Here is a 24,880-nt window from a genome sequence, read left to right on the forward strand (position 1 = left end):
TATAAAGAGGAAAAGCCATGAGCAAACCAGATCCACGCATACCCGCAATGCTCGAACTGGCAGAACTCAAATTCCGAATTGATGATGACGGCGACGCGATCGTGGTGATCAGCGGCTGGGAAGAAGGCCGAAGCCAAACGGTATTTATCAGTTCTCGCACCTATACGTACGATGATCAGGAGTTCCGGGAGGTTTTTTCCCCTGCGTACACAGGTGAACTGCCAACTGCCAAAGTACTTCCTGAATCCGTGACTTCACACGGTCTAATTTAATCCCCAGACCTGCAACCGCAAGGCCTGAGGCGATATAATCGCACCTGACATCCATTCACCCAGTCAGTGCACCGGCCCATGCGTACCTTCACCCTCCAGCAATCAAAGACCGAAGTCTACACTCCCCACGGCGGACTGGCTCTGGTGGGCCACTGCCTGAATCGGCACACGTCGCTGCCCCAAACCGCCCGCACCGTGGTCAAGCGTCACGGTATTCCGAACATCGACCTGATCCGGACCTATCTGGGCTTGATCACGCTCGGCAAGAGCGATTTCGAGGCCGTGGAGTCAGCGCGTACAGATCCCTTTTTTAAATCCGCCATGGGGATCAAACAATCGCCCTCCTCGGCCCGATTACGGCAGCGATTTGATGAAGATGCCCAGGCGCTCACGCCCTTATTGGAGGATGCCAGTTGTGAGTTTTTGACGTCCGTCGAAGCGCCGGTTTCTCCCCTGAAGATGGGGCATGTGGCCTTAGACATGGACGTTTTCCCTATGGATAACAGCCAGACGAGCAAGGAAGGCGTCAGTTACACCTACAAGGGGCACGACGGCTATGCGCCCATTGCTGCTTACCTTGGTCAGGAAGGCTGGTGTCTAGGGTGTGAACTGCGCCCCGGCAGCCAACACGCCAATAACGGTTTTTTGGAAACGTTGAAACGCGTCTTACCCCGGGCCCGGTCACTGACTGGTTCGCCCATCCTGCTGCGTCTGGACAGTGCCCACGATGCCCGCGACAACCGGGATTTTCTGAGTCAGCAAGAACAAGTGGATTTCCTGATCAAGTGGAATCCTCGTAAACAAGACCCTCTGGTCTGGGCCGACAAAGCTCAGGAGCAGCAAGTCTGGACGCTGGGCCGCTACGGCAAAATGGAAGCGGTTCTGTCGGAAGAGCTACCGGACGAACCCGGCATTCGCCGGATCGTCAAAGTGACGGTCCGTACCAGTGATGCGCAGGGCCAGTTATATCTGGAACCGGACGTCAGCCTGGAAGGCTGGGTGACATCGCTGCCAGTGAGTGTTGCCAGCAACCAGCAGGTTATAGACTTGTATTGCGATCATGCCACCAGTGAGCAGTTCCACAGTGAGTTCAAAACCGATCTGGATCTGGAGCGCTTGCCTTCAGGCAAATTCGCCACCAACAACTTGGTGATGACGTTTGCAACGCTGGGCTACAACGTACTGCGCTGGATGGGACTGAGGCTCACCGGCCCCGATGCACCTGTGCGCCACCCGGCCAAGCGCCGCCGCCTGAGAACCGTGATGCAGGAGCTGATGTACATGGCCTGTCGCCTGATCCACAGCAGTAGGCAACGGTTCCTGCGCTTTGGCCGCCATTGCCCGGGTTTTGCCGTTTACCGTGACCTCTATCGCGGTCTTGCGTCTCCCGGGTAGACAACCCGGATCGCTTCGTTGCTTGATCTCACCCCGATCATCTTGTTGGGCAGATCGCCCGTGCCTGAGAGTTACAGCTTGATCAATATTCGGCCAAAGCAAGACCGGTTTGCAGGTGTTTCAATCGGTAAACTGACAGTCGTGCTCTCAACATAACCGGACTGGCTTCAAAAATGAGTTAGGCGTGAGCCAACCAAGGCTCAGGGTGCTATATTCGAGCGGAGTCACTGATTCAGGTACTTGCTTACTGTCTCAAGCAGAACAATGGCGTGAAGATAGGCAGCTGGAAGCTTCAGATTGATTCCGATAACGAGACAGTAGCGCTGGTTTTTGGCGCCAATGTCGACGCCAATGCCAGTCCACAGCGCTTGAGGCAGGTTCTACTCAATGTTGCCAAAACAACCGATGACCTGGAGCGGAAGCTCTCGGATCAAGACAATTTCTGAACAATTTGTGCACCCATAACGGCTAATGCGGAGCAACCATGTCGGCAGATAAGAATAAATCGGTACTGCAGGAGTTACTCGAGTTCGAAAGGTCTAAAAAGAAGGCTTCTCAGGAGACCTCTGGTGCAACTCCAGCAGGAGCTAGTAAAAAAACTGTGCAGACCGAACCGAAAAAGAAAGTTTCGAAGTCCGAGAGAAAGCGCTTTGACAGTTTCAAGCAGGAGCTGATTTTTGTTCGATCAGCGATGAATGCGCAGGGCGTGAAAATGGAGGACGATACCTTTCCTGCTCTCCTGGCCCTTATGCAGGTGCCGGAGTTACGGAGACAGCTAGCCAATTGGTTGGGCAGGCCTGCCTCATTGCTTTACGAGGGAGAGCACATTGCCTTGCTTCGACAGCACCTCAGGGATTCCGTCACAAACAAGCCGCCGGGCGATCAGAGTTATGCTGATTGGTATACCTTTCAGCTTCAAAGCGATGAGGGAAAGAAGCTTGCGGAGTGGGTCGACAAGTCCTTCATGAGTTCGTTGCTTAAAGATGGTTTTGAGGAATTTCTGAGAACCTTTTCGTCAGCCAGGGAAACGAACGAGGCTTTTACCCATTGGTTGAAAGAGAATCACAAGCCGCTCAGCTATCGATCTTTCCGTGAGGCTGCCGCCCGTCTGCGAACGCTCCTGTCTGAGAGCGTGAAAGGCCAGGATGCCGCAATCGATGGCGTATGCGATGCATATGCCCAGAGCGTACTGAGAAAGTCTTCTGGCCCGCGCGGTATATTCATGCTCCTTGGGGCACCGGGTACCGGAAAAACTTTTTTGGCAGAAACCTTTGCAAAGGCTCTACCTCGAATAGAGGGCGAAGATTACCAGATACTAAAGTTCAGCATGGAGCAGTTTAACGACAGCGATGCCAACTCGGCGCTATTTGGTAATGGCAATTTCTATTCTGGAGCTGCATTGGGCCAGCTGACGGACGCAGTGCGCAATGTCCCTAAATCCATCATTATCTTCGATGAAATAGAAAAGGCTCACTCAGAGGTCATTCAGAGTCTTCTGGGCGTGTTGGATAGGGGCATTGGAAAAGACGAGACATCATTAAAAGAAGCCGATTTCTCCCAAGCCTTTATATTTTTCACCACCAATCTCGGGCAGCAAGTATTGGAGAAACGCCGGGATTCCGGGCAAGTGCTCGGCACTCTGGATGCCCAGAATGTTGCAGGTATTCTCCAAAAGAACAAGGACAACCCCAGAGGACTGTCACCAGAGTTTCTGAGCCGCGCAGGTAAAGGCAAATTTCTTGTTTTCGAGGAGCTGCCCGCTTCCAGCCTCATTGAAATCTACGCTAACGCTTGGAATGCCTCCGCAAATGATGCTCTTGTCGAAACATCTGTGCCGTTCTGCTCAATTGAGCTCGCAACCCTTCATCTGCTGACTCACCTTCCATCCCTGTCTGCCCGGGCAGCTTCGTCGGCACCTGAGCAAGACGTTGTTGAGTATCTAGATCGTGCCCTGGAAGAGTTCGATGCATCTTCAGCGGGCGCTCAAGATTTGGAGTCTGCGGGGGCGAAAATAGAAGGGGTCAGGGAGTTACTGACTGAATTCTCAAAAGAATATGATCTTCAGGCCCCCCTGAATGTTCTTTTAATCGACGACGATACAAAAACCAGATCCTTGTTGGAAAACGAGCTGGTTTCTGCCCAAATTCGTGTGGCGTCTCACTCTTCCCAGGTATTTGACCTTGTGGGCGATGCCCGGCCAGACCTGATTCTCCTTGACCTTGTAATTTCTGGGGACCCTGATGAGGGCAATAGCGCTAAAAAGGTGGCGCTGCAGCAGGCAATTGACCTGCGGACCCAGTTCCCGGGTGTACCAATGCTGGTGTTTGGCCTGAATCTGGAAAAATCGGCCGAGAATCATCGCCTCTTCCATCTGGCCAAGAACTTCCAGGGTGTTACTGGTGTGTTTGCGTATCGCTCAGATAAACCTGAAGGCTTTGTCCGGTGGGTGAATTCCCACCTGGAACTGCTCAGGTGCGCACGACTTGTCAATGAGTTGCGACGCAGCCAGAAGCGCCTCAATTTCTCCTGGAAAGGGTGGTTGGAGAATGGCCAGCTTGTGATGTCGCCAGATCTGACCCGCCTCGAGAAGGCTGTTTCGGCAGAGGATATCGGTGGTGTGGCCGGCCTCGGGCAGGTGCCTACTGAACGTATCGCTGACGTGGTAGGTAATGAGCGTGCCGTGAAAAAGATCTTCCAGGCGGTTGGTTGGCTCTCGAAACCCAAGGAGATCGGAAAGTTTGGTATTAGTCCTCCCAGCGGATACCTGTTGGAAGGGCCACCAGGCACGGGAAAAACGTTCCTCGCTAAAGCTGTGGCCGGCGAGTGTGGCCTTCCGTTCTTCAGCGTGAACGGTGCAGATTTTGTCCAGAAATATTATGGCGAATCAGGGCGGCTTGTCCGGGAGTTGTTTGCCAAAGCTCGCCAATATGCACCGAGCATTATCTTCATTGATGAAATTGATGCCTTTGCCATGTCGAGGGATAAAGAGCAGCGGCCGGAGGTTTCGGGAATCAATGCGCTGCTCTCGGAAATGGACGGCTTCGATAGCCGCAAACACCCCGTACTCGTTCTTGCGGCAACCAACTACCGCTCGCGGTTGGATCCAGCGTTATTGAGGGCAGGGCGGTTCGACGAAGTCATCGTGTGTGATTTGCCCAATAAATCGGCACGGCTGGAAATGATTCGCCGGGGATACGAAAAGGTAGGCCTGGATGCGAGTAGCGAGGAAGTAGAATCCCTTGCAATGAGAACCCAGGGCTCCTCGGCGGCAGATATTGATGCGCTGATCCGGGAAGCCATCTACCACGCCGTGAGTGAGGGTAGGGAGCCGACTGGACAGGATATCGAAGAAGCCTGTGCCCGGGTGGTGTACGGTTCCATAAGAACCGATCTTAAGCTCGCGCAAGACGAGAAATGGTCAACTGCATGTCATGAAGCAGGGCATGCCCTTGCCACCCACTTGATCATGCCCGATAAAAAGCTGGACTACCTCAGCATACAGCCTCGCACCGATAGCCTGGGTTTTGTTGCGTACCGGGAAGGCTCTGACAACCCTCGCGGCGCAATGAGTATGGCCGCTAAAGAACTCAAGGCTCATTTGATCGTGTTCCTGGCCGGGCGAGAGGCTGAACGAATTCTGCTCGGGGCAGAGCGAATGTCTACCGGTGCGACATCCGATCTTAGTCGAGCTAATGAACTGGCTTATCACGCCATTACAGAATGCGGGCTGGACGAGGGGGTAGGACCTGTAACGGTTAATGTCGCCGGGCCAGTGTCTGGCAAGCTGTCGGGTCTTGTTACGGAGCGGCTGCGTCACTGGCTGGCAGAAGCGGAAGAGCAGTGTTTCGAGCTTTTGAGTACGCACAGGGAGCATCTAACGGCGGTAGCCGAGTTTCTTAATGAGCATGAGTCTATGGAAGGTAGTGAGTTTCTTGATTTGGTTGGGCGTAAGTCCCTATTCGAATTCGGAGAAATGTAATGAGGCTCATCGTTGCAATGTTTTGCTTCGTTGTCATGGCCGGATGCTCCAGTGTGGTCATAAAGGAACCGTTTCCCGATACGAGGCTTTCTGCAGAAGAGCAGGCGAGGATTGCTGGGACATGGTTGCTTGATGAACAAGAGTTGGTCTATGTGCGCTTCAACAGCAAAGGGACACCATGGGTTGTCAGGGTCGTATGGGAAGATGATGAATTTCATCTTGTTAAAAGGCGGCTGTATTTCAGCAAGCGCGACGATACGCTCTACGTCAGTACGTTAGCCTACCCGGATCAGCCCGGGGAGTATCTTTTCGGTGAGATCAAACTGCACAGGGGCGAGGCTTATGTCTGGGGCCCCGAGATAGACTTTTTTACTCGACAAGTCGAGAGTGAAGCCATTGAGGGAACGGTCGACGAAGACAAATTTACCGTGTCTCTTGAAACACCTGCTGCAGCTATCCTCGAGTTGATTTCTCTCAACGATCGAGCCATTGACTATAAAAGCCCGCTAGTTTTCCGGAAGCTGAAAGAATAGTTCATAAATGCAGAGACAAATTTCCTGATGTCGAATAAAAAAATAATTAGGCACAGTGCGATGGCGCTCTCGGGCAGATGTGTCTTACCAAAAGACACAAAACTCCGGTGCAACGCGACACGTCGGTCTGGTAAAACTGACTTAACGATAACAGCTTGATAAGGATGTCTATGTACGGCAACGGATTTTCCCCGGCACCACCTGCTTTCGCGATCTATCTCCCAGTCAATAAACAGTCCTGAAAAGTTTGGTCCCAGGCCGCCAGTGGTCATGCCCTGCGTATGTGGTTTTTTGCGTCCAATACATCCTGTGCAGCAGCATGATGCCGCTCGCTTTTAAGAAAAAAATCAGAGGAGAACCTATGTTGCTCAAGCTACTGACTGCACTTCTGGTTTTTACCGTGGTATGGGCACCAGATGGGCTAGCCGCCTCTCTGGACGACGAATACTACATCCTATTTGAAGTGCAAAACGTCAAACCGAATGGGAAGAAGTGGGATCCCGTTGGCGGCCCGGACTTCGTTGTCTTCCCAGGTGGCAAAGGAAATGCTGCGGCCGGCAGGTGTACCAATCTAATCAGTGATACCTGCTCAATAAAAGCCAGGGGGCCCATCCCTGCTGAGTTTTACATTCATGAAGTAGATGAATGGTTGAGCGATCCTGTTGGCACAGCATCCGGCAATTGCACGCTTGAAAATCCCTGTGACATTAAAAGCGCAAAAGACCCCGATATAGTGGTTGGTTTTTTGTATGTTGCGCGGGATGACAAGCCTTTCACGGTTAGCGTTATTGAAAAGCTAAAAATGAAGCGCGACATGCTGAAGTTGTCGGCAACGTCCGAGCTGGCTCTTCGCACAAAGAGCCCGAGTGCGATCATGTCGCTGGTCGGTCAAGCCAGTCAATTTGTTTCTGATTGGACAGGAAGTCGAGCCGCCGACTGCATTGCTAAAGGGCTGGGCGTCGCGACCGGCGAGCTGGAATTCCTTGTTGAAGCGACGCCTGATACCGCAGGCAATATTTTTGGCACTCTGAATCTGATCAAGTCAGACAACATGGCTTTAATCGACGTGCAGTGTCGGCTTGGGAACTATGACGAAGCAAAGTGCAGCGCACTACGTGAGAAATGGAGCTGCTCTAACGACAGTTGCGACAACATCCGCAACAAATCGCTTGCAATCGGCCAGAAGCTTATCAACCACATCGAGTTGGGTGAACTCAGCGTGTTCAAGGGTACTTGCGCAAATCTGGATTCGGCTGGCTCATGAAGTTGTCTCAGAGCGCTCGCAACCTTAATTCCCAAATGATTTTTTTTGGGAAAGGGGTTCTGGTCGCAAACTCGTTACGCCCGTCTCCCTGAGCAGTCCATGCAGGTTCGCTCTCGATGAACGCCTGGGATCAATGAAGTTAGAGGACTGAGAATGTTTTTCAAACGACTGACCGCATGTTTGGTTTTGAGTGTTGGCTGCTCGACAGTCATGGCATCAAGCTGTGACACATTGATCGAATCCCATCGAGGGGTAGGGACCGAAAATTCCATTGAAGGCATTGAAGCTGCTCTGGCTGGCGGGTTTGATGGTGTCGAAGTGGATGTGAGGACACTGAACGATGGGACGTGGGTTCTTCACCACGATGAAACGCCAGGCGATGTCACTGAAACGGGTCTCAGGGAAAAGCGAATCTACCGCATGACTCGTGACGACTGGGATTACGTGTACTTCAAGGGAACCAAGCAAAGACCCCCATTTCTCACCGAAGCCTTGCAGGCGTTTTCACGGTCAGCCTCTCAGGATCAGCATCTGAATCTCGAAATCAAAGGCAACGTCTCTTGCCCAAGGGTAGGCAACCTTGTCAGTGAGGCGAAACGCTATCTCAACCCAAGTCAGATTCGCATTTCCTCAATGCGCAAGCGGACGCTCCGATGTGCCCGATCACTAGACACCAACATCTACATGGCATTGGTTGCGATGCCGCACAAAGTCCACCTCCAGGAAGACGACCGATACAAGCTCGCCAATCGAGTTTACAAGTTCTTTACCCCCGCCGATATGGATGCGCATGTAAGCGATTTCAGCGCTATGGGCGGAGAAAGCTACAACACCCGCAACTTGATTGAATGGTCCGCACGGAATCTTGCTCCCCGAGCAGGCCTGCACCTCGATGCCCGGTCGTTGTTGGATTACGGCTACGCCTACGAGGCGGCCCAGCGTGAAGGCCTTGAGGCGTTGGTCGCCTACAGCTTGGACAGCCCCGGCAAACAGGTTCAGCAGTATCGGGAAATGACAGATCGAAAAATTCTTCCAGACGCGGTGATTTCAGATGCCAGTATCAAAAACCTTTGCAAGTAAGCTCCTTGTAACCCTGATGTTCTGTGGTGCGGCTCAGGCAGGGCAACCGAGTTACCTGATGTACACAATTGCGAAGGCCAAGTGCATCAAGGATCCAACTCCGACGTGTGAAGCCAATGTGTCCGATATGCGGGAGGATCTCTACACCGTTGAAGGCGTTCGGTTGCCTGATGACGCTGATGTGAAGCGTAGAAGTGATCAGTTCACCTTGGTGTCCTCCGATAGCTACCTGAGTGTCGATGGAACCATCAAATCTCTCTCCCAGAGCGATGCCACGGAAACACCCTACAAATCGACAGTCCTCACTATCGAGAAGCAGGCCATTCCAGAGAACGAAGACCGGAAGAAACCCATCGTGATTGAACTGGAGGATCGCAAGTGACGTTTTATGGATACCTGCTTCTGGCACTGAGTGCGATCTATCTGGTGTTCGAGCTGGCGTTCAACGCCCGGTTGCTCGATATCGCCAACATTGTCCCTCCCATGGAAATGGTTCACGCCTATGAAACCTATGGCAGGGCCTTGTCGGCACTGGGTATGGCCTTGCTGGCGCTGAAACTTGTCCCGGCGTCCAAACTCACAGCCGTTAAAACCTACTCGATCGCGCTGGTGGTGTTGGGGGTGACATGGTTTGCGGGCTTTCACGGCCAGAAAATGCTCGTGGATCATCTGGTTGACCAGACCACTGTCGAAGAGCGCATGAATGCGCAATACCTGGCGTTGTTCAAGCGGGGCCTGGCTACCAAGAGTCTTCAGCTACATGACATTGAAGTGACCGAGGAGCAGTTGGACTCGCCCGAGTTCAAAACCTTTATCTCGATCATCGGCCTTCTGACCTATTTCTCTGACGACGTTGTCGACCACTTCAAGGGCAAAACGGACGAGGTCCTGGACCGGGTTGCGGACCAAGAAGCCGCGAAACGCCTCCCGGCCCTCTACAGTGATTATCAGCAAGCACAGACCCAGATTGAAAGTGCCTGGGCCCGCTATGACGATGCCAAGAGCCAGTACCACGCCCGGACCAAGAATCTCCGGGTAGAGGCTGAGAAAGCGTGGAACGATATGGGGCAACGCCTCTACAACGAATATCAGGTCATCGCAAAGAAGCTTTCCGATGCGGCCCTTGCCCAGAAGTCCGTGAGACTGCGTAACTCGCTGCCCGACTATTACATTGATCGCGAGAAGTGTGAGGCGACCAATGACCGGAAGTGCTTCGAGCGTCTTAGCGACTATTACGACACTCGAATAACCGATGTCGTTGGAAAAGAGATGGATCCGAATTTCTGGTGCCTTGGCTCGAAGATGACGTCCATCACCAAATTCGTGAACGGCCGGATGAAGACCGAGCGCAAACGGGTCTATGACTGCTCACCTCTCACCGTGACGCACCTGAAGAAACGTCTGCGTGAAGCCCTTGGTCATGCCGAAAGCCTACAGGCGTTCAAAGAGAAGCCTGAAGTTATCGATATGGTCCGGGAAGAGCTGCGCAAGGAAGGCGTGACACTACCGGCCAACTGGACACTGGACGACAAGGAAGGATTCATCTCTGCTGTTATCGACCAGAAAGGTGGTGGGGCTCGTGAGGAGTTCATGCGCCGTACCCAGGAAGAGACCGGTTATGCGATCCCTCCCGGCCTGAATACGGCTGAATTCGCCAAACTGCCTATTGTCCAAGACCCGCTCCGCGAGGCACTAAAAGTCAGCGACGAAGGCCACTTTGTCCGTATCGATCTCGCACCTGATGAGTTCAGCGCGACTTACGTGAAGCCTGCCATTCTCTCCAAGATTGATGATGAAAAACGTCGCTTCGAAGAGAATGCTCAGGAATTCCGTGATGGGGGTTCCCGCGAAGAAGATGGCAAGGCCTATGTCACCGCGTTGATTGTGCCGACTGTGGCGCTGTCTTTCTCGCTGCTGTTCGGTGTTCTCAACTTCATCGGTATCGTTGGCACTGTCCTCTCCAAGATCATTAAGGCGAAATGGTGGGTCACACTCAGTGTTAACGGCGTACTGGTGGCCGCTCTGTTCATCGCCCCGGTGGCGTACTCGGTCAGCCTGTCTCAGTTCCAGGGCCTGAAGATCATCTCCGATGAGTTCAAGAAGGCCCAGGGCAGCAGCGCCTACTACCTGACCAACTGGGTCATCAACACGGAGCCGCGTTTGTATGCGATCGGCAGCGTTGCGTCCGCCATTGTCCCACCCATTCCTTACGAAGAGCCTGAAGAGGCTGAGGACAACATTGCCCAGCAAAGTCTCGATCAGCCAACGCGTTCTGAGTCTGTGCTGGCGGACAACGCAGAGGTTAGCCCGCGTTCTGAGTCTCAAACGTCAGGCGAACTTAGTACCGCCAGCCTCGATCCTGAACACGATCAGATTCCGGCGTTCACCTTCCCGGAGGCCTATCTGATGCTGGCGGACGAGGGCAGTCTGAACCCGGCCCAGACCATTCCGGCAACAGCGCACATTGAGCAAAGCTTGAAGGCTGGTGCCGATGGCGTCTCCCTGACTGTCACAAATCACGACTTCGATCAGTGGCAAATCAGTGGCCAGCCGCTTGCGGATTTCATCGCCCGGAATAAACCGCTACTTCAGCAGGGCATTGTGTCCTTCAACCTTGCGTTGCCTAAACACGGATTTGACCGGTGCATGCAACTGACGCCTCTTATCGAACAGGCTGAGATGCTTGAGGCAGCGGAGGTTCACATCACCTCTGAATCACTGGATGCGGTTGAGTGTCTAGGCGATGAACCACGCTCTTTCGGGATTCATTACCTGCATGACCCCCGTGGCAAAGAGCAAATCTCAAGTCTGATGGCCTATCGCAAAATCCGTGAGAACCGTAAGGCGCTCAGAGCCGACGCGAAGAAAGACAGCGGTGACATGTTCATGCACAACCGAAACGTGCAGCAGGCTGTCGCGGAGCGGCTTCAGCAGTGGGATTTCGTGGACGCGATCCATCTCCCGGTGCCGGTGGCGAAGGAAATGAAAGACGATTCCAACCCAGCGGTTGAAGGGATGATGCAGCGGCCGATCTACCTCGTCTCCGAGGGTGAGCGCTCGATTGAGGGCTTCCCCACAAGGGACACCAACGTGAAAGGAGTGATAGGGAAACTCTTATGATCAACCACAACGACAAGACCCGATGCCTCGTGAAGAGTGCGGCTCTGTTCGTTGGTATGGCAGGAGCCGGTATGAGTTATGCCGACTTCTCAGTCGAACCTTTCGAGGGCTCGGCGCTTACCGACTACCAGAGGGCGGCATGGAATCACTACATCGACGAGTACTCTGGCCGTTTCGGGTGCAGCTATGGGGACGACCCGCGTCTGGCTTCCGACCCTGAGGGCCTTCTGACGGCGGCTGCCAGCGGCTCTCTGGAAGAGCCTGTGAGTATGACCTACAGGTCCTACAAGCAGTTGCCAGCGGACGTGAAGGGCATTCTCGGTACCAATGTGGCGATTCAGTCCATGGACTGCCGGAACTACTACGTCTATGACGGTGAAGTGCAGGGCGTTCCCATGGTTCCTTTCGAGGAAGCGATCTCTATGGCGATCAACGCCTATGAAGATGGCTCCGGTGATTCGGCGCTGGCCACGATCAACTCCCAGGTTACGGTCGCACCGATGGATATCCGTTACTACTTCCCGCTCTTCCTGGTGAAAGAAGATGGTCTGGACCTTTTGGGGTTCAACTCTGACGCTCTTCTGGATATGGGTGCGGAGTACATGGGCTTCGATACCATCTATGCCGACGAACTGGCTCCTGCCATGGCCTCCATGCTCAATGGCATGACGTTCTTTGTTGATCCTTATGAAAAAGGATACGACGGCAAGTGCTTCAAGACGCCGACTAATCCCGCTCGGGAGATGTTTGTTGATCAGACACTGGCTGGTGGTGAGCTGAAAGATTTCCTCGACAACGTTGGGGTTCTTTACGAGACAGGCTACCGATTCGATCTGGCTTTGCAGGAGCCTGTTACCGAGAAAGAGATCAAAGCTGACAAAGACAGCCGGTATCCAAATCCGCCCAATCCATTCTTTGATACTGACCGTGATCTTTCCTTCAAACCTCAGGAGTGCCGTTCATGAAAAAGAAGATACTGATGCTGACCGCCGCCGCTGTGCTGCCGTTTGCTGCCGCCAATGCCAACGCCTGTGAAGATGACAAGCGTCTCTACGACCTGCGGCCATTCGTGGCCGACATTGAAGCCGGTAAGGATGTTGAAGACCTGATGCTCACCGGTCACACCTACCTCTCGCTGAACCCGGACCTGCGGGAAACCATCGGCGATAACATCAAGGTCTACGATTCGGACTGCCAGGCCCATGCAGTCGTTAACGGCGTCCCAGTCACCAAGGTGCAGGCTCCATTCCCTGAAATCATGAACGCGTACAAGAACGCTGTGTACTCAGGCGATGGCGCTACAACCAAGCTTATTGCTGAGGGTTTCAAGGCCGCTCCCCTGCCTGACGATATTCTCTTCTCGCTGGCGCATCCGATGACTGAAAGCCGCGAAACCATAGCTAAACTCGGCCAGCCTATTGGGGTTTATCTGCACGCTGACTCTCAAAAGACAAAAGATGGCGGCAAAAAAACTAAAGCAACATTGCTAGATTTTTTCGTTCGCTTTGACGGAGTGTCATCTGATCCTGAAACTTACATCTACGATACCCGCGGTTATTCAGCGGGCCTGCCTACAGAGATAAGAATTTATCAGCCAGGCACAGAAAAAAGCTTTGCTTATGCCGAGACATTTAGCGAAGACGCTGATGTTGTTCTCAATAATGCGCAGCTTTTACATCTTTTCGCTCAAACCGGGATGAAGTTTATTGAGGTAGACACTGTTGGGAGAAAGGCCGAAGAGAAATATAAAAAGGCCGTGCGCGGTCGCTAAGTAGCCCAGTATCCTGGGGGGGTATGCTCACCCCCCAGTTATTCTTGCAAGGGTTTCGTGTCAACGTCCCTGTCATAGGATTCATAATGGAAAAAATGGTTTCGCGCTGGGTTTTGCTCACATTGGCTTTCGTTTTCTCTTCGATCGTGCACAGTGAAGAAATAACATTGACCGCAAGCATCAATACGACAAAGCCAAATGATCAGGGGCACATTCTGGACTGGGACGCAGGTGGTAAGCTCTTCAAAAAACCTGAGGTCTTTGTATCGATTGACGGTGGCCCATTTCGTGAAATGTTCTATCAGTACGTAAGCAGCTACAAAAATAGTTCTGGTTACGTCTATGCGCTGTCTCTTACGGGCGCTGAATTCCCGAAATCACTTGTTTTCCTCGATAACGATGTTACCAGAGGCGGCAATGACACCATTGGACAAGGGCAGTGCAATGAAAACATGGAACACTGCGAGATCATACATCCTTCTGGGCAGATAGCTGGGTATTTTAAGGTTGAAGCAGGAGGCACCCCACTCACGGGTTTTATGGAAAAAATCTCATTGTTTGATAGCGTTTTTGGAGCGACCAAAGATGCAGGCAAGCTTTTGAAACCTGCCTTGGAGTTTAAGGCCACCAAATCACCCTCAGCCGCTCTCACGCTTATTGCGGAAGCTGCCTCTATTGATGAAACCTCGCCCCTCTATACACCAGCACAATGCCTTCTCGAAGGGATAGATTACGTAACTCGCGACACCCAAAAAATGTTTTCTATGATGGTTACCGCTGGCATTAATGTTAAAGCGGCAGCTGAGGCCACCAACTCATCTGACCGATACTCCAAGTACTACAGTTGCTCTCAGTTCCGTGACAACCATGGAATGGAATCAGGATACGAGACTTTGGCATGCGACGATTTTTTTAAGGAACTTGAAAACAATTTTGGATGCAGTTATTCAGACTGTGAGAAAGTCGTGGACCAACGTTTAAAGGAGGCCAGGGTCTATCAACAGCTCTCCCGGAACCTGACTTCTGAGCTTCTTCGAAGTGAATGTAGGCCGCAACAATAATAAATGGCTACCCACTTATAGGGAATTTCATACCGCGGGCTTTCTTGCAGACGTCCTTTTTATTCCGGAAGAGGAAGCAATCGAGGTTGTGAAGCCAGCTATGTGTTCACATAATCTTCTGTTCCCGGAAACACGCTCGTTAATGGTTCAGTTCAACTTTTCGGAATGGTCAGCGTTACACTCGGTAATCTTCATTGCGCTCTTACGGACACTCGCGTTTATGATTAAGAAAATATTTAGGTTTTCACTCCTGAATTTGTTTTTTAAGAATATTGAGATCGATCGACGAGGTACTACAATCATCTACGGTGGATGACCGGAGGCAAAATGATTTGATTGCCCTGATTATTTTGCAGCCACGTCCGCTGTCACTTTGACCCGGGTGTATACAAAAGTACGCAAAGTGCTTCACTTCGTAACGCGATATTTCTACTCAATTTTTTCTGATTAACTACTATGTAAATGGATATGCACATGTCGGCATGCGCTGGACTGAACAAAACATCAAGCTCAAGAAGTTTTCTCTGGAAGGCCAAAGGCAGGCTGTGCGAGTACGATTGCCTAATAAAAGGAATTTCATTCAATGACAGATCCTCGGACTGACAAAGATATCAATAAAAATGATAGCTATTCGGCTGAACAATACGGCTTCGTAGACTATGCCACTCGCAAAGTTAAGACGATTGCAAACAAACCATGGCAGCAGTCATTTCCCTTCGCGAAACTCTGCAATGTAAAAACACTCATCATCCTCCTGATCGCATATCTTTCATTGAGGCTGCCAGTACTATCCATCTTTGGAGAGACCGTCAGTATCTATGAAATGGAAAGCGAGGGTGGGCTTTCGCTGGGACTTTTCCATTTCTGGCTGTTCTTGGCCGCCGCCTCGTTTGCCATTGGAGCACCCAAGCTAGTTGCTAAAACGCTACTTGCGTTTTCATTACTCAGCTTTTGCTCCCCGTTCTACGACGTCATAACTGAGTTAACGAACCTAAACGAGCAGACTGGAGGGTTCATGGGAAGAATGGACTTCTCAGATATCATTTCAGGTTGGGCAATTGTTGTGCTCTTGGGGATAATCACTTTCTTCGTGCCCTTTTTTATCAAGCAAGAGACTAACAATTCTCTGTGGAAAGCTCTGGCTGATATCTATCGCGAGGACAGCGTTCAGCCTGCGGCAACAGCTGACTCGAACTCTTAGAAGTAAGTAGGGGCAACCTATCTCGTTGCCCCTACCCAAAAGTTAGTGGGATTTCTTTGACCCACGCCCTTCTTTTTCACTTTTATCATCCATGAGATCCATGAGATCCATGAGATCCAGGAACGGATTTCCACCTTCGAAGCCTCGAAAATTCCACTCGATGACAGTTCTGGATACCTGAGCACATTTGGCCTGTTCGAGCTCTTCGATGGCATGTTCACAAACGATGGCCAGGAATGTGCAGGAATGGCTGGTCTCTCCCACCTGTGACTTCGCAGAGACGCTCAATCTGCTCGGGGGGGGATGGCCGGAAGAAATTGGACTAGATAGGGCTGACGAGGTTTGATGTGAGAATCGAAGATAATTCACGTATTTGTTGAAAGGTAACGATCATACAATTCTTACGTTGACGGCCATTGACGGCATTTCGACCTCAACTGTTAAAATTTTCAGTTTTGACGATTTGATGCGTGGGGGCACTGGTAACCTTTGCCTATAAATGTAAAAGTCTGATTTTCAAATAATACTAATTTCTAAGGATATCTGATGAACGAATCAAATAAAGAGCTTGCCCAAGAAAATCGCGGTTTCCCGGATAAATTGGTCAGTTTATTTAATGGCGGATTTCATAATGTGCGGGGCGTCGTTGTATCAATCACAGCAATTGTTTCGCTTTACCTACCGGTTATGGATTCAAATCTTGGCGGTTCAGCGAGTATTATGGATCAGAATATTGGCCCGGCGATTCTCGGTATTCTGATTGTAAACATGATCGCTTTCTATGGTGGAGCGTCCCGGTTTATTGTCAGGATTGCAACATTAATCTATCTGGTATTGATATTGATGTTCTATTACTCGTATTTTGCAATGCTGATCGATTATTTCGGAGTAAAGCACTTGTTCCGGTATAGTTCTGGCTCGGGACCAATGGGTGTCTTTAATTATATTGCATGGGGAATGTTAGTTAATGTGCTATCCGGAATGTCTCTATTTGGTGCGGCGTTCTTGAGACGTTACACAAAGAATCCCAACGCCATCTAAGTCGCCAGGATTCAATCAGGGAGCACAAAGTGCTCCCTGATTGATCTTGCAGTCCTCCTATCAGGCTTCAATTAAGCAGAACAAACTCCAGGTGGCTCTTGATGGCGTCGCAGGTTGAGGCCAAATTAAGGAGCGGGCGAGGAACTGGAGTTGAAGTCGTTTTCTGTCCGGACATTAATCGATGTTTCTCACTTAAATCTTTGACTTCAGATTGCAGATCCGGAATCAGTTGTTTAGCTTTTTCAATATAACGACGATTAGACTGAAGATAATACTCTGCCATACTGATTTCTGAGTCTGCTTTCATGATTGCAACTTTTGCATCACGCTCCGGTTCATAGGTGGCACGGTATTCCTTGCTCAGAATATTGAGACGCTTACGTTTTGCTTCAATCGCAAGAAGAGCTTGTTCTGCTCGTGCTTGCTTTGACTTTTGGGCGTTGATCTTTTGTTCTAGCTGCTCGCTCTCCTGGTTGGATTTTTCTATGCTGCTTAGAGTCTCCTCAAGCCTGTTCTTCGCATTGGTCAGAACTCGGCTCAGTGATTCTACGTTTTCGTAGCCATACTGTTGTTGGTTTTGTGTTCGTTCTTCGGCAGCTAATGTAAGGTCGAATTGTTCTTGCCCATAAGACACCGCATCAACACATTGCTGATAATGAGGGGCGATCAGTTTTTCGATCCGTTGGGCGATAGCACTGGCATTGGAGGGGCGTCCGATCTTATTGATCAGCAACTGATGTTGCTTAATTCTGGCTTTTATAGAATCGTGCCACAACATCAACTCCTGAGTTTCTGTTTGGGCGGCATAAGGACTGATATTGGTATCAACCCCATCAAAGGCTTTGAGAGCAAGGATTTCAAAAGAAATGCCCTGTGGGTCTTTGAACTCTTCATCGGTGTTAGCGAGCAACCACATTGCTACTGACGGATTATTGGTCTCGATGGCGATTGTCAATGGCCATTTATTTTGACCCACCTTTGGCCAATAAAATTGACCCACCTTTCATAGTCTATCTTGTGGCTTTTTGCTTCAGTCGATAGCTTTCTCCTCCCAACATAAAGATGTGCGAATGGTGGATGACCCGGTCAATGATCGGCACCGCCACGTTGTCGTCGTGGAAGAACTCGCCCCAACTGGTGAAGTCCTTGTTGGTGGTCAAGATGATCGACCGGTATTCGTACAGGCTGTTGATCAACTGGAACAGATTGTAGCGGGCCTGCCGGGTCATGGGCAGGTAACCCAGCTCATCAATGATCAGCAGGTCGTATTTGGCCAGGGCGCTGACCCGTTTTTTCAGCTCACCCTTCATCTCGGCCAGTTCCAGCTCTTCCACCAGATCCAGGGCATTGCGGAACAATACCCGGTAACCAGCTTCCACTGCCTTGTGGCCAATACCGATGGCCAGGTGGGTCTTGCCCACACCCGGCGGGCCAATGAACACCAGGTTGTTCCGTTCGTCGAGGAACTGGAAGTCCAGCAAGGCGTTCACCTGGCGTTTATTAATGGTGGTCTGGTGCCGGTAGTCGAAGCCCTCAAGGCGCTTCTCGGCGGGGAACGCGGCCATCTTCCGATTCCGGTGGATGCGCTTGTCCTGCCGTTGAACCAGTTCGTGTTCGGCAAGCCGATCCGCGAAGCTGAGATAGGACATCTCGTTGGCTTCTGCCTCGGCCAGCAGGTTGATTAGTTCATCGGCGGCTGCGCTCAGGCGCAGGCTGCGGTAACGGGCTACAGTCTGTTCAAGCTGGCTCATGGGTCACCCCCTGGCCACTGGAGCGGCCAAGACGCTGGTAGGCGCTCAGATCCAATGCCTGCTTGGGTTCCGGTAACGATTCCGGCTGTCGCTCCCGCAGAACGGCCGCCTGGGCTGCTTCCAGGTAGTTTTGCAGTCGTGTGGCCGTCATGCCGGGGCGTTCTGCCAGCGCTGTGATCAACTCTGGATCCACCGGCGCATGGCGCTTGAGCAGGTCACGGGCAGCCACCAACTGATCCTTGTAGATCTTGGGCTCGGAGCGCTTGAGCTGCTGACACAACCGGTGCCCGGTCTCGTCGCTGATCAGGGCGTTGATACCAGCTTCCAGCTTGTTCACGCGCTGGGCATGATCCCGGTAGTGATGGGTGTTCTTGATCACCTTGCCCTTGTCGGCGCACAGCGCATGACTGGCAATGACTTCGCCCGTGTTCAGGTCGCTGATATGGAGTTGACTGCCGGACTCCAGAACGCCCACCCGGGCCTGCTGCCAGGCCATGGGCACGGAGTACTTGTTGGCCTTCCAGGCGATCAGGCCGGTCTTGTCCACCTGCCGTGTCTCGCGGGCCACAGGCTGTACGCAAGCCGGTGACAGGTAGGCCTCCAGATGTTCTCGCTCATCCCGTTCGAAGCGTTCCCGCGGTGGTTCGCCGGTGGTGCCGTGGATGCGGACATTGGCCACGCTCTCAACCCAGTCCTGCACGTGCTGACGCACGTGTTCCTGATCCCGGAAGACTTCACCGTAGAGGCAATCCTGCTTGACGTACTTAACACCGGCTTCCACCTTGCCCTTGCTCTCCGGGTCATAGCCTTCGCAGGCATGGATCCGGAATCCAGCCGTGGTGGCATACTCATGAAACCGTTGGTTGAGCGTCAGTTCGCGGTACTGTTCGTTGATCACCACCAGCTTGGTCTGATCGTAAACGCACTCATCCGGCAGGCCACCGAAGTACCGCAGGGCTTCGTCATGGAGCTGGATAAACGTCTGGGTATCCAGCGGGCGGAAGGCCAGGCCCACGTACATCAACCGCGAGTACGACAGCACGAACACCACAAAATGCAGCGTGCGTTCTTCGCCACCGATCAGCACGCCGCGCAACTCACCGGGGTCCACCTGACACTGAACACCGGGCACATCCTCCAGAATGGGCTCGTAATAGCGCATCTGGGCCGAGGCCACTTCCTCCTTGAGCACTCGCACATAACGGCGAATGGAACGGTCTGAGGCCGGTAAGTCGCCGACCTTTGCCTGAAGCTTACGGGCAATCTTGACGGCGCTGAGCTTGGGGAATTGCTTGAGCAAATGCACCAGATAATCCCGGTGATCATCGAGGCGCTTGGTGCGTGAGGGATCTTCAATCTGTTCTGAAATCGCGTTCTCATTCATCCGCAGATACTTGCGGACGGTATTGCGGGACAGCCCCAGTTCCTGACTGATGGCGCGGATCGACAACCCTTTGCCGTTATCGTGCAGTGCCTTGATTTTGTGTATCACAACCCACTCCTTCACTGACATGCCCCCGGCTATCGATAAAAGCGGGGGACAGTAGCTGGTTCTGTGGCCTGACGGCCACCCGGGGGTGGGTCAAAATAAATGGCCAGTAGTGGGTCATTTTAATTGGCCACTAACAGCGATATCAAAAGGGGTATATCCGGCATTATTTCGTTCGTTGAGTGGTTCGTTAACTGATGCCAACCATTCCAGGCTCTGCTCTCTTCCACCGAGCGCAGCCCAGTGAGCAAGTGTAAATGTGGCATTAAAGAAATCCTGCTCATTTCGATAACGCACTAAATGAGTGGCAAAACAGCTAGTAGGGAATCTGCCGCATGAGCTGTAAGTTTGTTGATAAGTACTCAAAGGAGAGGTTTCCGTTTCACCTTTCTCTCTTATGCCTTGATCAATCTCCCACAGAAGAGCTCTCTTCAGGTTTGGCCCATCGAGATTGCCGAGAAATAGCCTGACACCAATAAGACTAACGCCGGATGGCCAGTGGCCGAGACGCTCTTGGCGATAGCCTGACCAAAACTCCATCATTCCGGGCATCGAGGAAGCGTCCATGCTAAGAGTGAAGTCATGAGCGGCAAATATTTCTAGCAGCGGGTAGAGGATTTCAGCATCATAATTCCGTTCAAGCAGGCTAGCGTAGCCTTTCGCTGTCAGCGTAAGGTTCAGGTCTTTGAGGATGGTTTCAGGGTCCCGTTCGATGCGATCGCGAATATTTGAAGTGGTTGATTTAATCTCTTCAGACGATTCTCGTATGATTTGGGTGTCTTTTGCGATGGTTTCTGTCTTTGCTTTGAGAGCTTCAAGATCCTTCTTGATCACGCCTAGCTCGGCCATCATGGCATCAATACCGGCCTGAAAGGTTTCGATACTCTCGAAGTTTGATGCGAGAACTCCGCCGGAGTCCTGATTGTTCTCCGACCAGTAGTAGGTTCCCGCCATGAGCAAGGAAAAGAGCGCAGTCGCCGCCAAGCCAACGCCTGGCCAGTCAGCCCCGACTTTTCGTTTAACGATGGTGTCGGCACCGAGTGCGGATGCGGTGGCAATTAAAATGAACAAGCCGATAGAGCTCAGGGCAATCAGGTTGCCAAATGATGCATACTCTATAAAGACATCTTGTATTGTTCCCGCAACCGCGCCGATAACTCCGAAGGTAGAAAATACCTTTGGGTGCCTAAGATAAATACTACTCGCTTTAAATAAGCCCATTTTTACTTTTCCTAATTCACCACATCAAAAAACCGCCCCATAGAGGCGGTTTAATTGGTAAGGAACGAACAGGTTAAAGCCTTCCGACCCATTTGCCATCCTTCTTTGTGAAGACGGTCTGTATCTCCTCAGTTACCACATCGCCTTTTTTGCTTTCCTTTCCATTAAAAATACGTTGCACATGTCTCTGCTCATTATAGTCAAGGGCGTCATAGTCTTTTTGAAGGGCAAACGAAGCGTTAAATTTAACGCCGTAAACATTCTTATCGTCTGAAGTCTTGGCTTCAAGAATGTCAACTTCAGTGGTTGAGATGGCATCTATTCCCTTTTTCTCGAGAGCGTCGTTCAAGAGATCCTTGATATCAGAAGACGATGGGCCGGACTCACCGGAGCAAGCAGAGAGGAATAGTGCCAGGAATAACGCCGTTACTGTTTTGAGACAGAACGAGATGTTTGTTGTGATATTCATTCGGTTGGCTCCTTAAACTGATTTTCCATCATTGAGACGCATCACGCCCTTGACAATCCGGTAGATGTACCAAACAAGTGGCACGAGCATCAGAATGGCTCCGAGACCTAGAGTGACCGTAGCCAAAATCATGCAGAGAGCGCTCCACAGCAACATCCACCAAAATGTACGAATCTGCCAGCTGTTGTGCGATTTAATAACAGGATCAGTCAATGAACCGCTCTTTACATGGTTCATGATTACACCAACTATGCTGGTAACGCCTATGAAAATACTGACTGCCTGCAGAATGTAGACAATCAGTGCAAACTGTTTTTCTGACTGATCAATACCGTTTTTAGGTTCAGCAGACTGTTTGTTGGGTGTTGCGAGGTCGGTATTTTCCATTCTATTTCCTTCTTCAGTTATGCTCGTTCTGAGCGTTTTGGGTTCCGTTCAAAATAACTAGTCCATGCCTGCTGTCGCTGTTTTCAAATGTAACCGCATACATAGGTAGAGGTTGTTTGATTTTTGATCAAATCGAAAATTAATGATTTAACTTTCTCTGAACATTGTAGTTCTGGAGAGGGACCTGGCACGTAAATCTGCGTAAAGATTTGTCACAAGTCGCAGCCACATGGGATTCGATTCCAGTGAATAATTCGTTAACCAAGCCTGAGGGATCCCCGATCTGGTGTCTTCGTGAAAATTGAGCATTTCTCACATGATCTTTACATAGATTCTGTTGTCAAATAACTGCTCTTAGCGGCAGGTTACACAACTTCCGCATTATGAAATGTAAAAGACTGCAAAGTTTAGTTTTTTTGGGCTCGTTGACGGTGCGCTATGGTTTTTTTTGTCGCAGTATTTCGAAGGCAGGCGGTCGATTGTGAGTTGTCAGGAGATCTCACGAATCAGGTTTGGTCTGTATTCGACATAAGTACACCCGAAACAGTATTGGGTGGCTGAGGGCTGGTCACCGTGCTATTTCGGTTTCCGGAAACCTGTGGGGCGGGCATGGCAGCTTTTAGCAACGCATGGTGCTTATGCACGAACGATGAAAAACGATAAAAGGAAGAATTTTATGAGGCAATTTGTCCGAGTTTCTGCATTAATTTTTCTGATTTTGACGCTTGCCGGTTGCTCTAACCGCCCTAGTGATGATCTCGTGGAGGACCGGGTTAAGCAACTGTATGAGAACGAGTATATAAAGATTACCAAAGTTGAACGTCTGGATGGATATATTGATCAAGACGGTGACTATGCTGTTGATGTTCGTTATACCGCAAAGTTCACACAGAGCTATAAGGAGGTAGAGAGCAAAACGAGGGGTGTCGAAAAATTTGCTCTCGGGTTGATGTCCGCTGTCACTGGCGAATGGAAAAAGGGCGACACCTATGTGGAGGAGGAGACGTTTTACTTTGTCGAGTCAGAGAATGGTTGGCGGCCTCTTTGATTTTCTGTTGGCCTAAGGCTCCAGAATGCCTTACTTTCTTTCACTCAAAGCGGCGTCGTTTGGCGAATCCTCCCGACGCTGCTTTTTTGTCTGAGGTGTAGAAAAAATGCAGTTTGATGAACAGTCCGAAGATTTTTATTTTGGTGAGGAGCCTGTGGACGATCGAGTTGGCGTGTCGCTTCAAGAGAGCGAGCGATCCCTCCTGGATGCGGCAACACGGATTTTAGCGGCTCGGATAACGGCTAAAGGTCAGGCTTCCGGACCTATTTCAAACGAGGACATTAAAGAATCGGTTGCAACAGCAATTAAGATGGCGCGATTCATTGATAAAACAGTGAGGGCAGACAAGGAGCAGTAATCACCCATCGCAGGTGACGAAACGCTTGGCTCAGCGTTTTTGGAATCTTATTGTAATGATGCCGTCACCAACGTCGATTTGCCTGATAAACCGGGATAGAAAGCGCTCGTATAGGTTGTCTTGGAAATCGTATACCGTTCTGGAGATATTTTGTCCAATTATACGCTTGGTTTGGTCTTCCAGGCTCATTGTGACCGCTTCAAAAACGTGTCCAATAGTAGATCTGCCACGGTAACCTGATTCGAAACGTTCAAATTTTAATCCACTAATATAGATGATCCGGGCCTCGAGATCGCTTTTTACTGCGACAGATGCGGAGATTGCTATGGGAAATCTGTCTCCGTATCTTTCCGCTTCGACCAGAAAATCCATTTCCGCGCGACCATTAGGTAGTAAATTAAAGGCTTCAATTGACTGGATAGTGATGCCAGATTTTGATTTTGGCAGTTGTTTATTAATTTTGTCACGAATTTCAGCGCTGCTAATGGTTCTATCAACTAGAAAATAAGGCGGCAACGTCAGGGCAGCAGTGCTAAGCACTCCCGCAATGATTGTGAGAGATAATGCGATTTTGAGCTTTCGGGAATTGTTGGTCAGTGATCGTCGAATTTTCTTTACCAAAGGCACGTATCGAGTTCTGATGTCTCTCATCCCGAGCCCTTTTTGTTCGCAAAGCGGACTCAGCGATAGAAACATAAAGATGAAAAAAAATAACGTGCCACAAAGGGCTACCAGAATCCTGTCGGCCTTTGCGAACTCAGGGCTAATGGTGACGAAGGCGATCAGCAGTGCCAAAGAGGTCAGCTCTCCAAGGTACAGTGTTTTATCTTCCCAATAGCCGTTTGCTAGAAACAGGAATAACGCCAGAGATAGTGCCATTATTGCGGTCGAGGCGTAATGAATATTCACCATATCGAGTTGAAACGGCGCACAGATCCCGGTGAAGCAGGTTTCGATGATCCGATACAGGGAAAGTGTGAAAAAGAAAAGTGCGGGAATGCACGCCACGAACAGGCTTAACATGCCGTCGCCCGAAGGCTGGAACATTTGGACCTGTCCTGACATGAAAATGCTCAGAAGAGAGAAGAGAACAAAAACAGACAGTTTGAAGATAATGTAGTTTGAGCTCAGTTGATCGTGGTCAATAGCATACAAGGTAAGATCAACTGCAGAATAAATGAGAAATGCGGAAAAAAACCAACCAATCAGCAGGGTGACCAGAGCTGTCTGTTTCATCCAGCGATCCAGGATTTTGTTCGAGATTACTCCTGCCACGAAAGCGCCGAACAACAACATGAACAACCACAGTATCGACTTGATCGTTCCTAGAAAATAAGTGTTGATAAAATCAACGATAAAATAGACCAGAGCCATCGGCGTGAGGGCCCATATGAGCGCGGCACCTGCCGAGGAAAGACGTAAAGCGTTCAGGAAGCTCAT

General features: G+C 50.8%; 24 protein-coding genes. 16 read left to right on the forward strand and 8 right to left on the reverse strand.

Annotation, left to right across the window (positions count from 1 at the left end; translation table 11 throughout):
• Positions 1–17: 17 nt before the first annotated feature.
• The 13 genes from ACGK9W_RS05555 (at position 18) to ACGK9W_RS05615 (ending at position 15,676) form a co-directional block, all read left to right on the forward strand.
• Positions 18–272 carry a hypothetical protein gene (locus tag ACGK9W_RS05555; protein WP_405419533.1) on the forward strand — a complete coding sequence of 85 codons (255 nt, stop codon included), beginning with the start codon at positions 18–20 and terminating at the stop codon, positions 270–272.
• Between the two features lie 78 nt (positions 273–350).
• Positions 351–1,667 (forward strand): IS1380 family transposase, encoded by a 1,317-nt coding sequence (locus ACGK9W_RS05560; protein ID WP_104272564.1) that lies wholly within the window; start codon positions 351–353, stop codon positions 1,665–1,667.
• A 269-nt stretch (positions 1,668–1,936) separates the two neighbouring features.
• A complete protein-coding gene (locus ACGK9W_RS05565) occupies positions 1,937–2,113 on the forward strand; it encodes a hypothetical protein (RefSeq protein ID WP_405419535.1) in 177 nt (58 codons plus the stop codon).
• 38 nt (positions 2,114–2,151) lie between these two features.
• The gene (locus tag ACGK9W_RS05570; RefSeq protein ID WP_405419538.1) at positions 2,152–5,646 is read left to right on the forward strand and encodes an AAA family ATPase; all 3,495 of its coding nucleotides are present in this window, start codon (positions 2,152–2,154) and stop codon (positions 5,644–5,646) included.
• Positions 5,646–6,179 carry a hypothetical protein gene (locus ACGK9W_RS05575; protein WP_405419541.1) on the forward strand — a complete coding sequence of 178 codons (534 nt, stop codon included), beginning with the start codon at positions 5,646–5,648 and terminating at the stop codon, positions 6,177–6,179. The genes ACGK9W_RS05570 and ACGK9W_RS05575 overlap by 1 nt, the downstream gene beginning before the upstream one ends.
• A 361-nt stretch (positions 6,180–6,540) precedes the next feature.
• Positions 6,541–7,443 carry a hypothetical protein gene (locus tag ACGK9W_RS05580; protein WP_405419544.1) on the forward strand — a complete coding sequence of 301 codons (903 nt, stop codon included), beginning with the start codon at positions 6,541–6,543 and terminating at the stop codon, positions 7,441–7,443.
• A gap of 210 nt (positions 7,444–7,653) precedes the next feature.
• On the forward strand, positions 7,654–8,523 hold the full coding sequence (locus tag ACGK9W_RS05585; protein WP_405419547.1) for a glycerophosphodiester phosphodiesterase: 870 nt from the start codon (positions 7,654–7,656) through the stop codon (positions 8,521–8,523).
• Between the two features lie 58 nt (positions 8,524–8,581).
• Positions 8,582–8,905 (forward strand): hypothetical protein, encoded by a 324-nt coding sequence (locus ACGK9W_RS05590; RefSeq protein ID WP_405419550.1) that lies wholly within the window; start codon positions 8,582–8,584, stop codon positions 8,903–8,905.
• Positions 8,902–11,643, forward strand: coding sequence for a hypothetical protein (locus tag ACGK9W_RS05595; protein WP_405419553.1), 2,742 nt, complete (start codon positions 8,902–8,904; stop codon positions 11,641–11,643). The genes ACGK9W_RS05590 and ACGK9W_RS05595 overlap by 4 nt, the downstream gene beginning before the upstream one ends.
• Positions 11,640–12,608 carry a hypothetical protein gene (locus ACGK9W_RS05600; protein WP_405419556.1) on the forward strand — a complete coding sequence of 323 codons (969 nt, stop codon included), beginning with the start codon at positions 11,640–11,642 and terminating at the stop codon, positions 12,606–12,608. Before ACGK9W_RS05595 ends, ACGK9W_RS05600 begins: the two co-directional genes overlap by 4 nt.
• Positions 12,605–13,414, forward strand: coding sequence for a hypothetical protein (locus ACGK9W_RS05605; protein ID WP_405419558.1), 810 nt, complete (start codon positions 12,605–12,607; stop codon positions 13,412–13,414). The genes ACGK9W_RS05600 and ACGK9W_RS05605 overlap by 4 nt, the downstream gene beginning before the upstream one ends.
• 86 nt (positions 13,415–13,500) lie before the next feature.
• A complete protein-coding gene (locus tag ACGK9W_RS05610) occupies positions 13,501–14,475 on the forward strand; it encodes a hypothetical protein (RefSeq protein ID WP_405419561.1) in 975 nt (324 codons plus the stop codon).
• 583 nt (positions 14,476–15,058) lie between these two features.
• On the forward strand, positions 15,059–15,676 hold the full coding sequence (locus ACGK9W_RS05615; protein ID WP_405419564.1) for a hypothetical protein: 618 nt from the start codon (positions 15,059–15,061) through the stop codon (positions 15,674–15,676).
• A gap of 42 nt (positions 15,677–15,718) precedes the next feature.
• On the opposite strand, the gene ACGK9W_RS05620 is transcribed toward ACGK9W_RS05615, so the two are convergent.
• Positions 15,719–15,940, reverse strand: a complete 222-nt coding sequence (locus ACGK9W_RS05620) for a hypothetical protein (protein ID WP_405419566.1) — start codon at positions 15,938–15,940, stop codon at positions 15,719–15,721.
• 282 nt (positions 15,941–16,222) lie between these two features.
• Between ACGK9W_RS05620 and ACGK9W_RS05625 the strand changes: the two genes are divergently transcribed.
• The gene (locus ACGK9W_RS05625; protein ID WP_405419569.1) at positions 16,223–16,717 is read left to right on the forward strand and encodes a hypothetical protein; all 495 of its coding nucleotides are present in this window, start codon (positions 16,223–16,225) and stop codon (positions 16,715–16,717) included.
• Positions 16,718–16,784: 67 nt separating this feature from the next.
• Here ACGK9W_RS05625 and ACGK9W_RS05630 read toward each other — a convergent pair whose 3' ends face one another.
• The 6 genes from ACGK9W_RS05630 to ACGK9W_RS05655 all read right to left on the reverse strand — a co-directional run bounded on the left by ACGK9W_RS05630 (position 16,785) and on the right by ACGK9W_RS05655 (position 22,034).
• Entirely contained in the window at positions 16,785–17,717 is a 933-nt protein-coding gene (locus tag ACGK9W_RS05630; RefSeq protein WP_405419572.1) for a hypothetical protein, read from the reverse strand.
• Positions 17,718–17,727: 10 nt separating this feature from the next.
• Positions 17,728–18,468 (reverse strand): IS21-like element helper ATPase IstB, encoded by a 741-nt coding sequence (gene istB, locus ACGK9W_RS05635; protein ID WP_053112996.1) that lies wholly within the window; start codon positions 18,466–18,468, stop codon positions 17,728–17,730.
• Complete coding sequence (istA, locus tag ACGK9W_RS05640; RefSeq protein WP_082640780.1) at positions 18,455–19,960, reverse strand: IS21 family transposase; 1,506 nt, start codon at positions 19,958–19,960, stop codon at positions 18,455–18,457. Before istA ends, istB begins: the two co-directional genes overlap by 14 nt.
• Positions 19,961–20,074: 114 nt before the next feature.
• Positions 20,075–21,178 (reverse strand): ankyrin repeat domain-containing protein, encoded by a 1,104-nt coding sequence (locus tag ACGK9W_RS05645; protein ID WP_405419575.1) that lies wholly within the window; start codon positions 21,176–21,178, stop codon positions 20,075–20,077.
• A gap of 73 nt (positions 21,179–21,251) precedes the next feature.
• Positions 21,252–21,647 (reverse strand): hypothetical protein, encoded by a 396-nt coding sequence (locus ACGK9W_RS05650; protein ID WP_405419578.1) that lies wholly within the window; start codon positions 21,645–21,647, stop codon positions 21,252–21,254.
• A 12-nt stretch (positions 21,648–21,659) separates the two neighbouring features.
• The gene (locus ACGK9W_RS05655; RefSeq protein ID WP_405419580.1) at positions 21,660–22,034 is read right to left on the reverse strand and encodes a DUF4870 family protein; all 375 of its coding nucleotides are present in this window, start codon (positions 22,032–22,034) and stop codon (positions 21,660–21,662) included.
• Positions 22,035–22,587: 553 nt separating this feature from the next.
• On the opposite strand from ACGK9W_RS05655, the gene ACGK9W_RS05660 reads away from it, so the two are divergent.
• Positions 22,588–23,082, forward strand: coding sequence for a hypothetical protein (locus ACGK9W_RS05660; RefSeq protein WP_405419583.1), 495 nt, complete (start codon positions 22,588–22,590; stop codon positions 23,080–23,082).
• 106 nt (positions 23,083–23,188) lie between these two features.
• Positions 23,189–23,440, forward strand: a complete 252-nt coding sequence (locus ACGK9W_RS05665) for a hypothetical protein (RefSeq protein WP_405419586.1) — start codon at positions 23,189–23,191, stop codon at positions 23,438–23,440.
• Positions 23,441–23,470: 30 nt separating this feature from the next.
• Here ACGK9W_RS05665 and ACGK9W_RS05670 read toward each other — a convergent pair whose 3' ends face one another.
• Positions 23,471–24,880 (reverse strand): hypothetical protein, encoded by a 1,410-nt coding sequence (locus ACGK9W_RS05670; protein ID WP_405419589.1) that lies wholly within the window; start codon positions 24,878–24,880, stop codon positions 23,471–23,473.

This window comes from Marinobacter flavimaris (assembly GCF_045057155.1).
In the GTDB taxonomy this organism is placed as follows: Bacteria; Pseudomonadota; Gammaproteobacteria; order Pseudomonadales; family Oleiphilaceae; genus Marinobacter; species Marinobacter manganoxydans.

Bases quoted from the DNA above. Each gene is read 5' to 3' on its own strand.
- ACGK9W_RS05555 (WP_405419533.1), top strand. From the start codon at position 18: ATGAGCAAACCAGATCCACGCATACCCGCAATGCTCGAACTGGCAGAA.
- ACGK9W_RS05560 (WP_104272564.1), top strand. From the start codon at position 351: ATGCGTACCTTCACCCTCCAGCAATCAAAGACCGAAGTCTACACTCCC.
- ACGK9W_RS05570 (WP_405419538.1), top strand. From the start codon at position 2,152: ATGTCGGCAGATAAGAATAAATCGGTACTGCAGGAGTTACTCGAGTTC.
- ACGK9W_RS05575 (WP_405419541.1), top strand. From the start codon at position 5,646: ATGAGGCTCATCGTTGCAATGTTTTGCTTCGTTGTCATGGCCGGATGC.
- ACGK9W_RS05580 (WP_405419544.1), top strand. From the start codon at position 6,541: ATGTTGCTCAAGCTACTGACTGCACTTCTGGTTTTTACCGTGGTATGG.
- ACGK9W_RS05585 (WP_405419547.1), top strand. From the start codon at position 7,654: ATGGCATCAAGCTGTGACACATTGATCGAATCCCATCGAGGGGTAGGG.
- ACGK9W_RS05590 (WP_405419550.1), top strand. From the start codon at position 8,582: ATGTACACAATTGCGAAGGCCAAGTGCATCAAGGATCCAACTCCGACG.
- ACGK9W_RS05600 (WP_405419556.1), top strand. From the start codon at position 11,640: ATGATCAACCACAACGACAAGACCCGATGCCTCGTGAAGAGTGCGGCT.
- ACGK9W_RS05605 (WP_405419558.1), top strand. From the start codon at position 12,605: ATGAAAAAGAAGATACTGATGCTGACCGCCGCCGCTGTGCTGCCGTTT.
- ACGK9W_RS05610 (WP_405419561.1), top strand. From the start codon at position 13,501: ATGGAAAAAATGGTTTCGCGCTGGGTTTTGCTCACATTGGCTTTCGTT.
- ACGK9W_RS05615 (WP_405419564.1), top strand. From the start codon at position 15,059: ATGACAGATCCTCGGACTGACAAAGATATCAATAAAAATGATAGCTAT.
- ACGK9W_RS05625 (WP_405419569.1), top strand. From the start codon at position 16,223: ATGAACGAATCAAATAAAGAGCTTGCCCAAGAAAATCGCGGTTTCCCG.
- istB (WP_053112996.1), bottom strand. From the start codon at position 18,468: ATGAGCCAGCTTGAACAGACTGTAGCCCGTTACCGCAGCCTGCGCCTG.
- ACGK9W_RS05645 (WP_405419575.1), bottom strand. From the start codon at position 21,178: ATGGGCTTATTTAAAGCGAGTAGTATTTATCTTAGGCACCCAAAGGTA.
- ACGK9W_RS05650 (WP_405419578.1), bottom strand. From the start codon at position 21,647: ATGAATATCACAACAAACATCTCGTTCTGTCTCAAAACAGTAACGGCG.
- ACGK9W_RS05655 (WP_405419580.1), bottom strand. From the start codon at position 22,034: ATGGAAAATACCGACCTCGCAACACCCAACAAACAGTCTGCTGAACCT.
- ACGK9W_RS05665 (WP_405419586.1), top strand. From the start codon at position 23,189: ATGCAGTTTGATGAACAGTCCGAAGATTTTTATTTTGGTGAGGAGCCT.
- ACGK9W_RS05670 (WP_405419589.1), bottom strand. From the start codon at position 24,880: ATGAGCTTCCTGAACGCTTTACGTCTTTCCTCGGCAGGTGCCGCGCTC.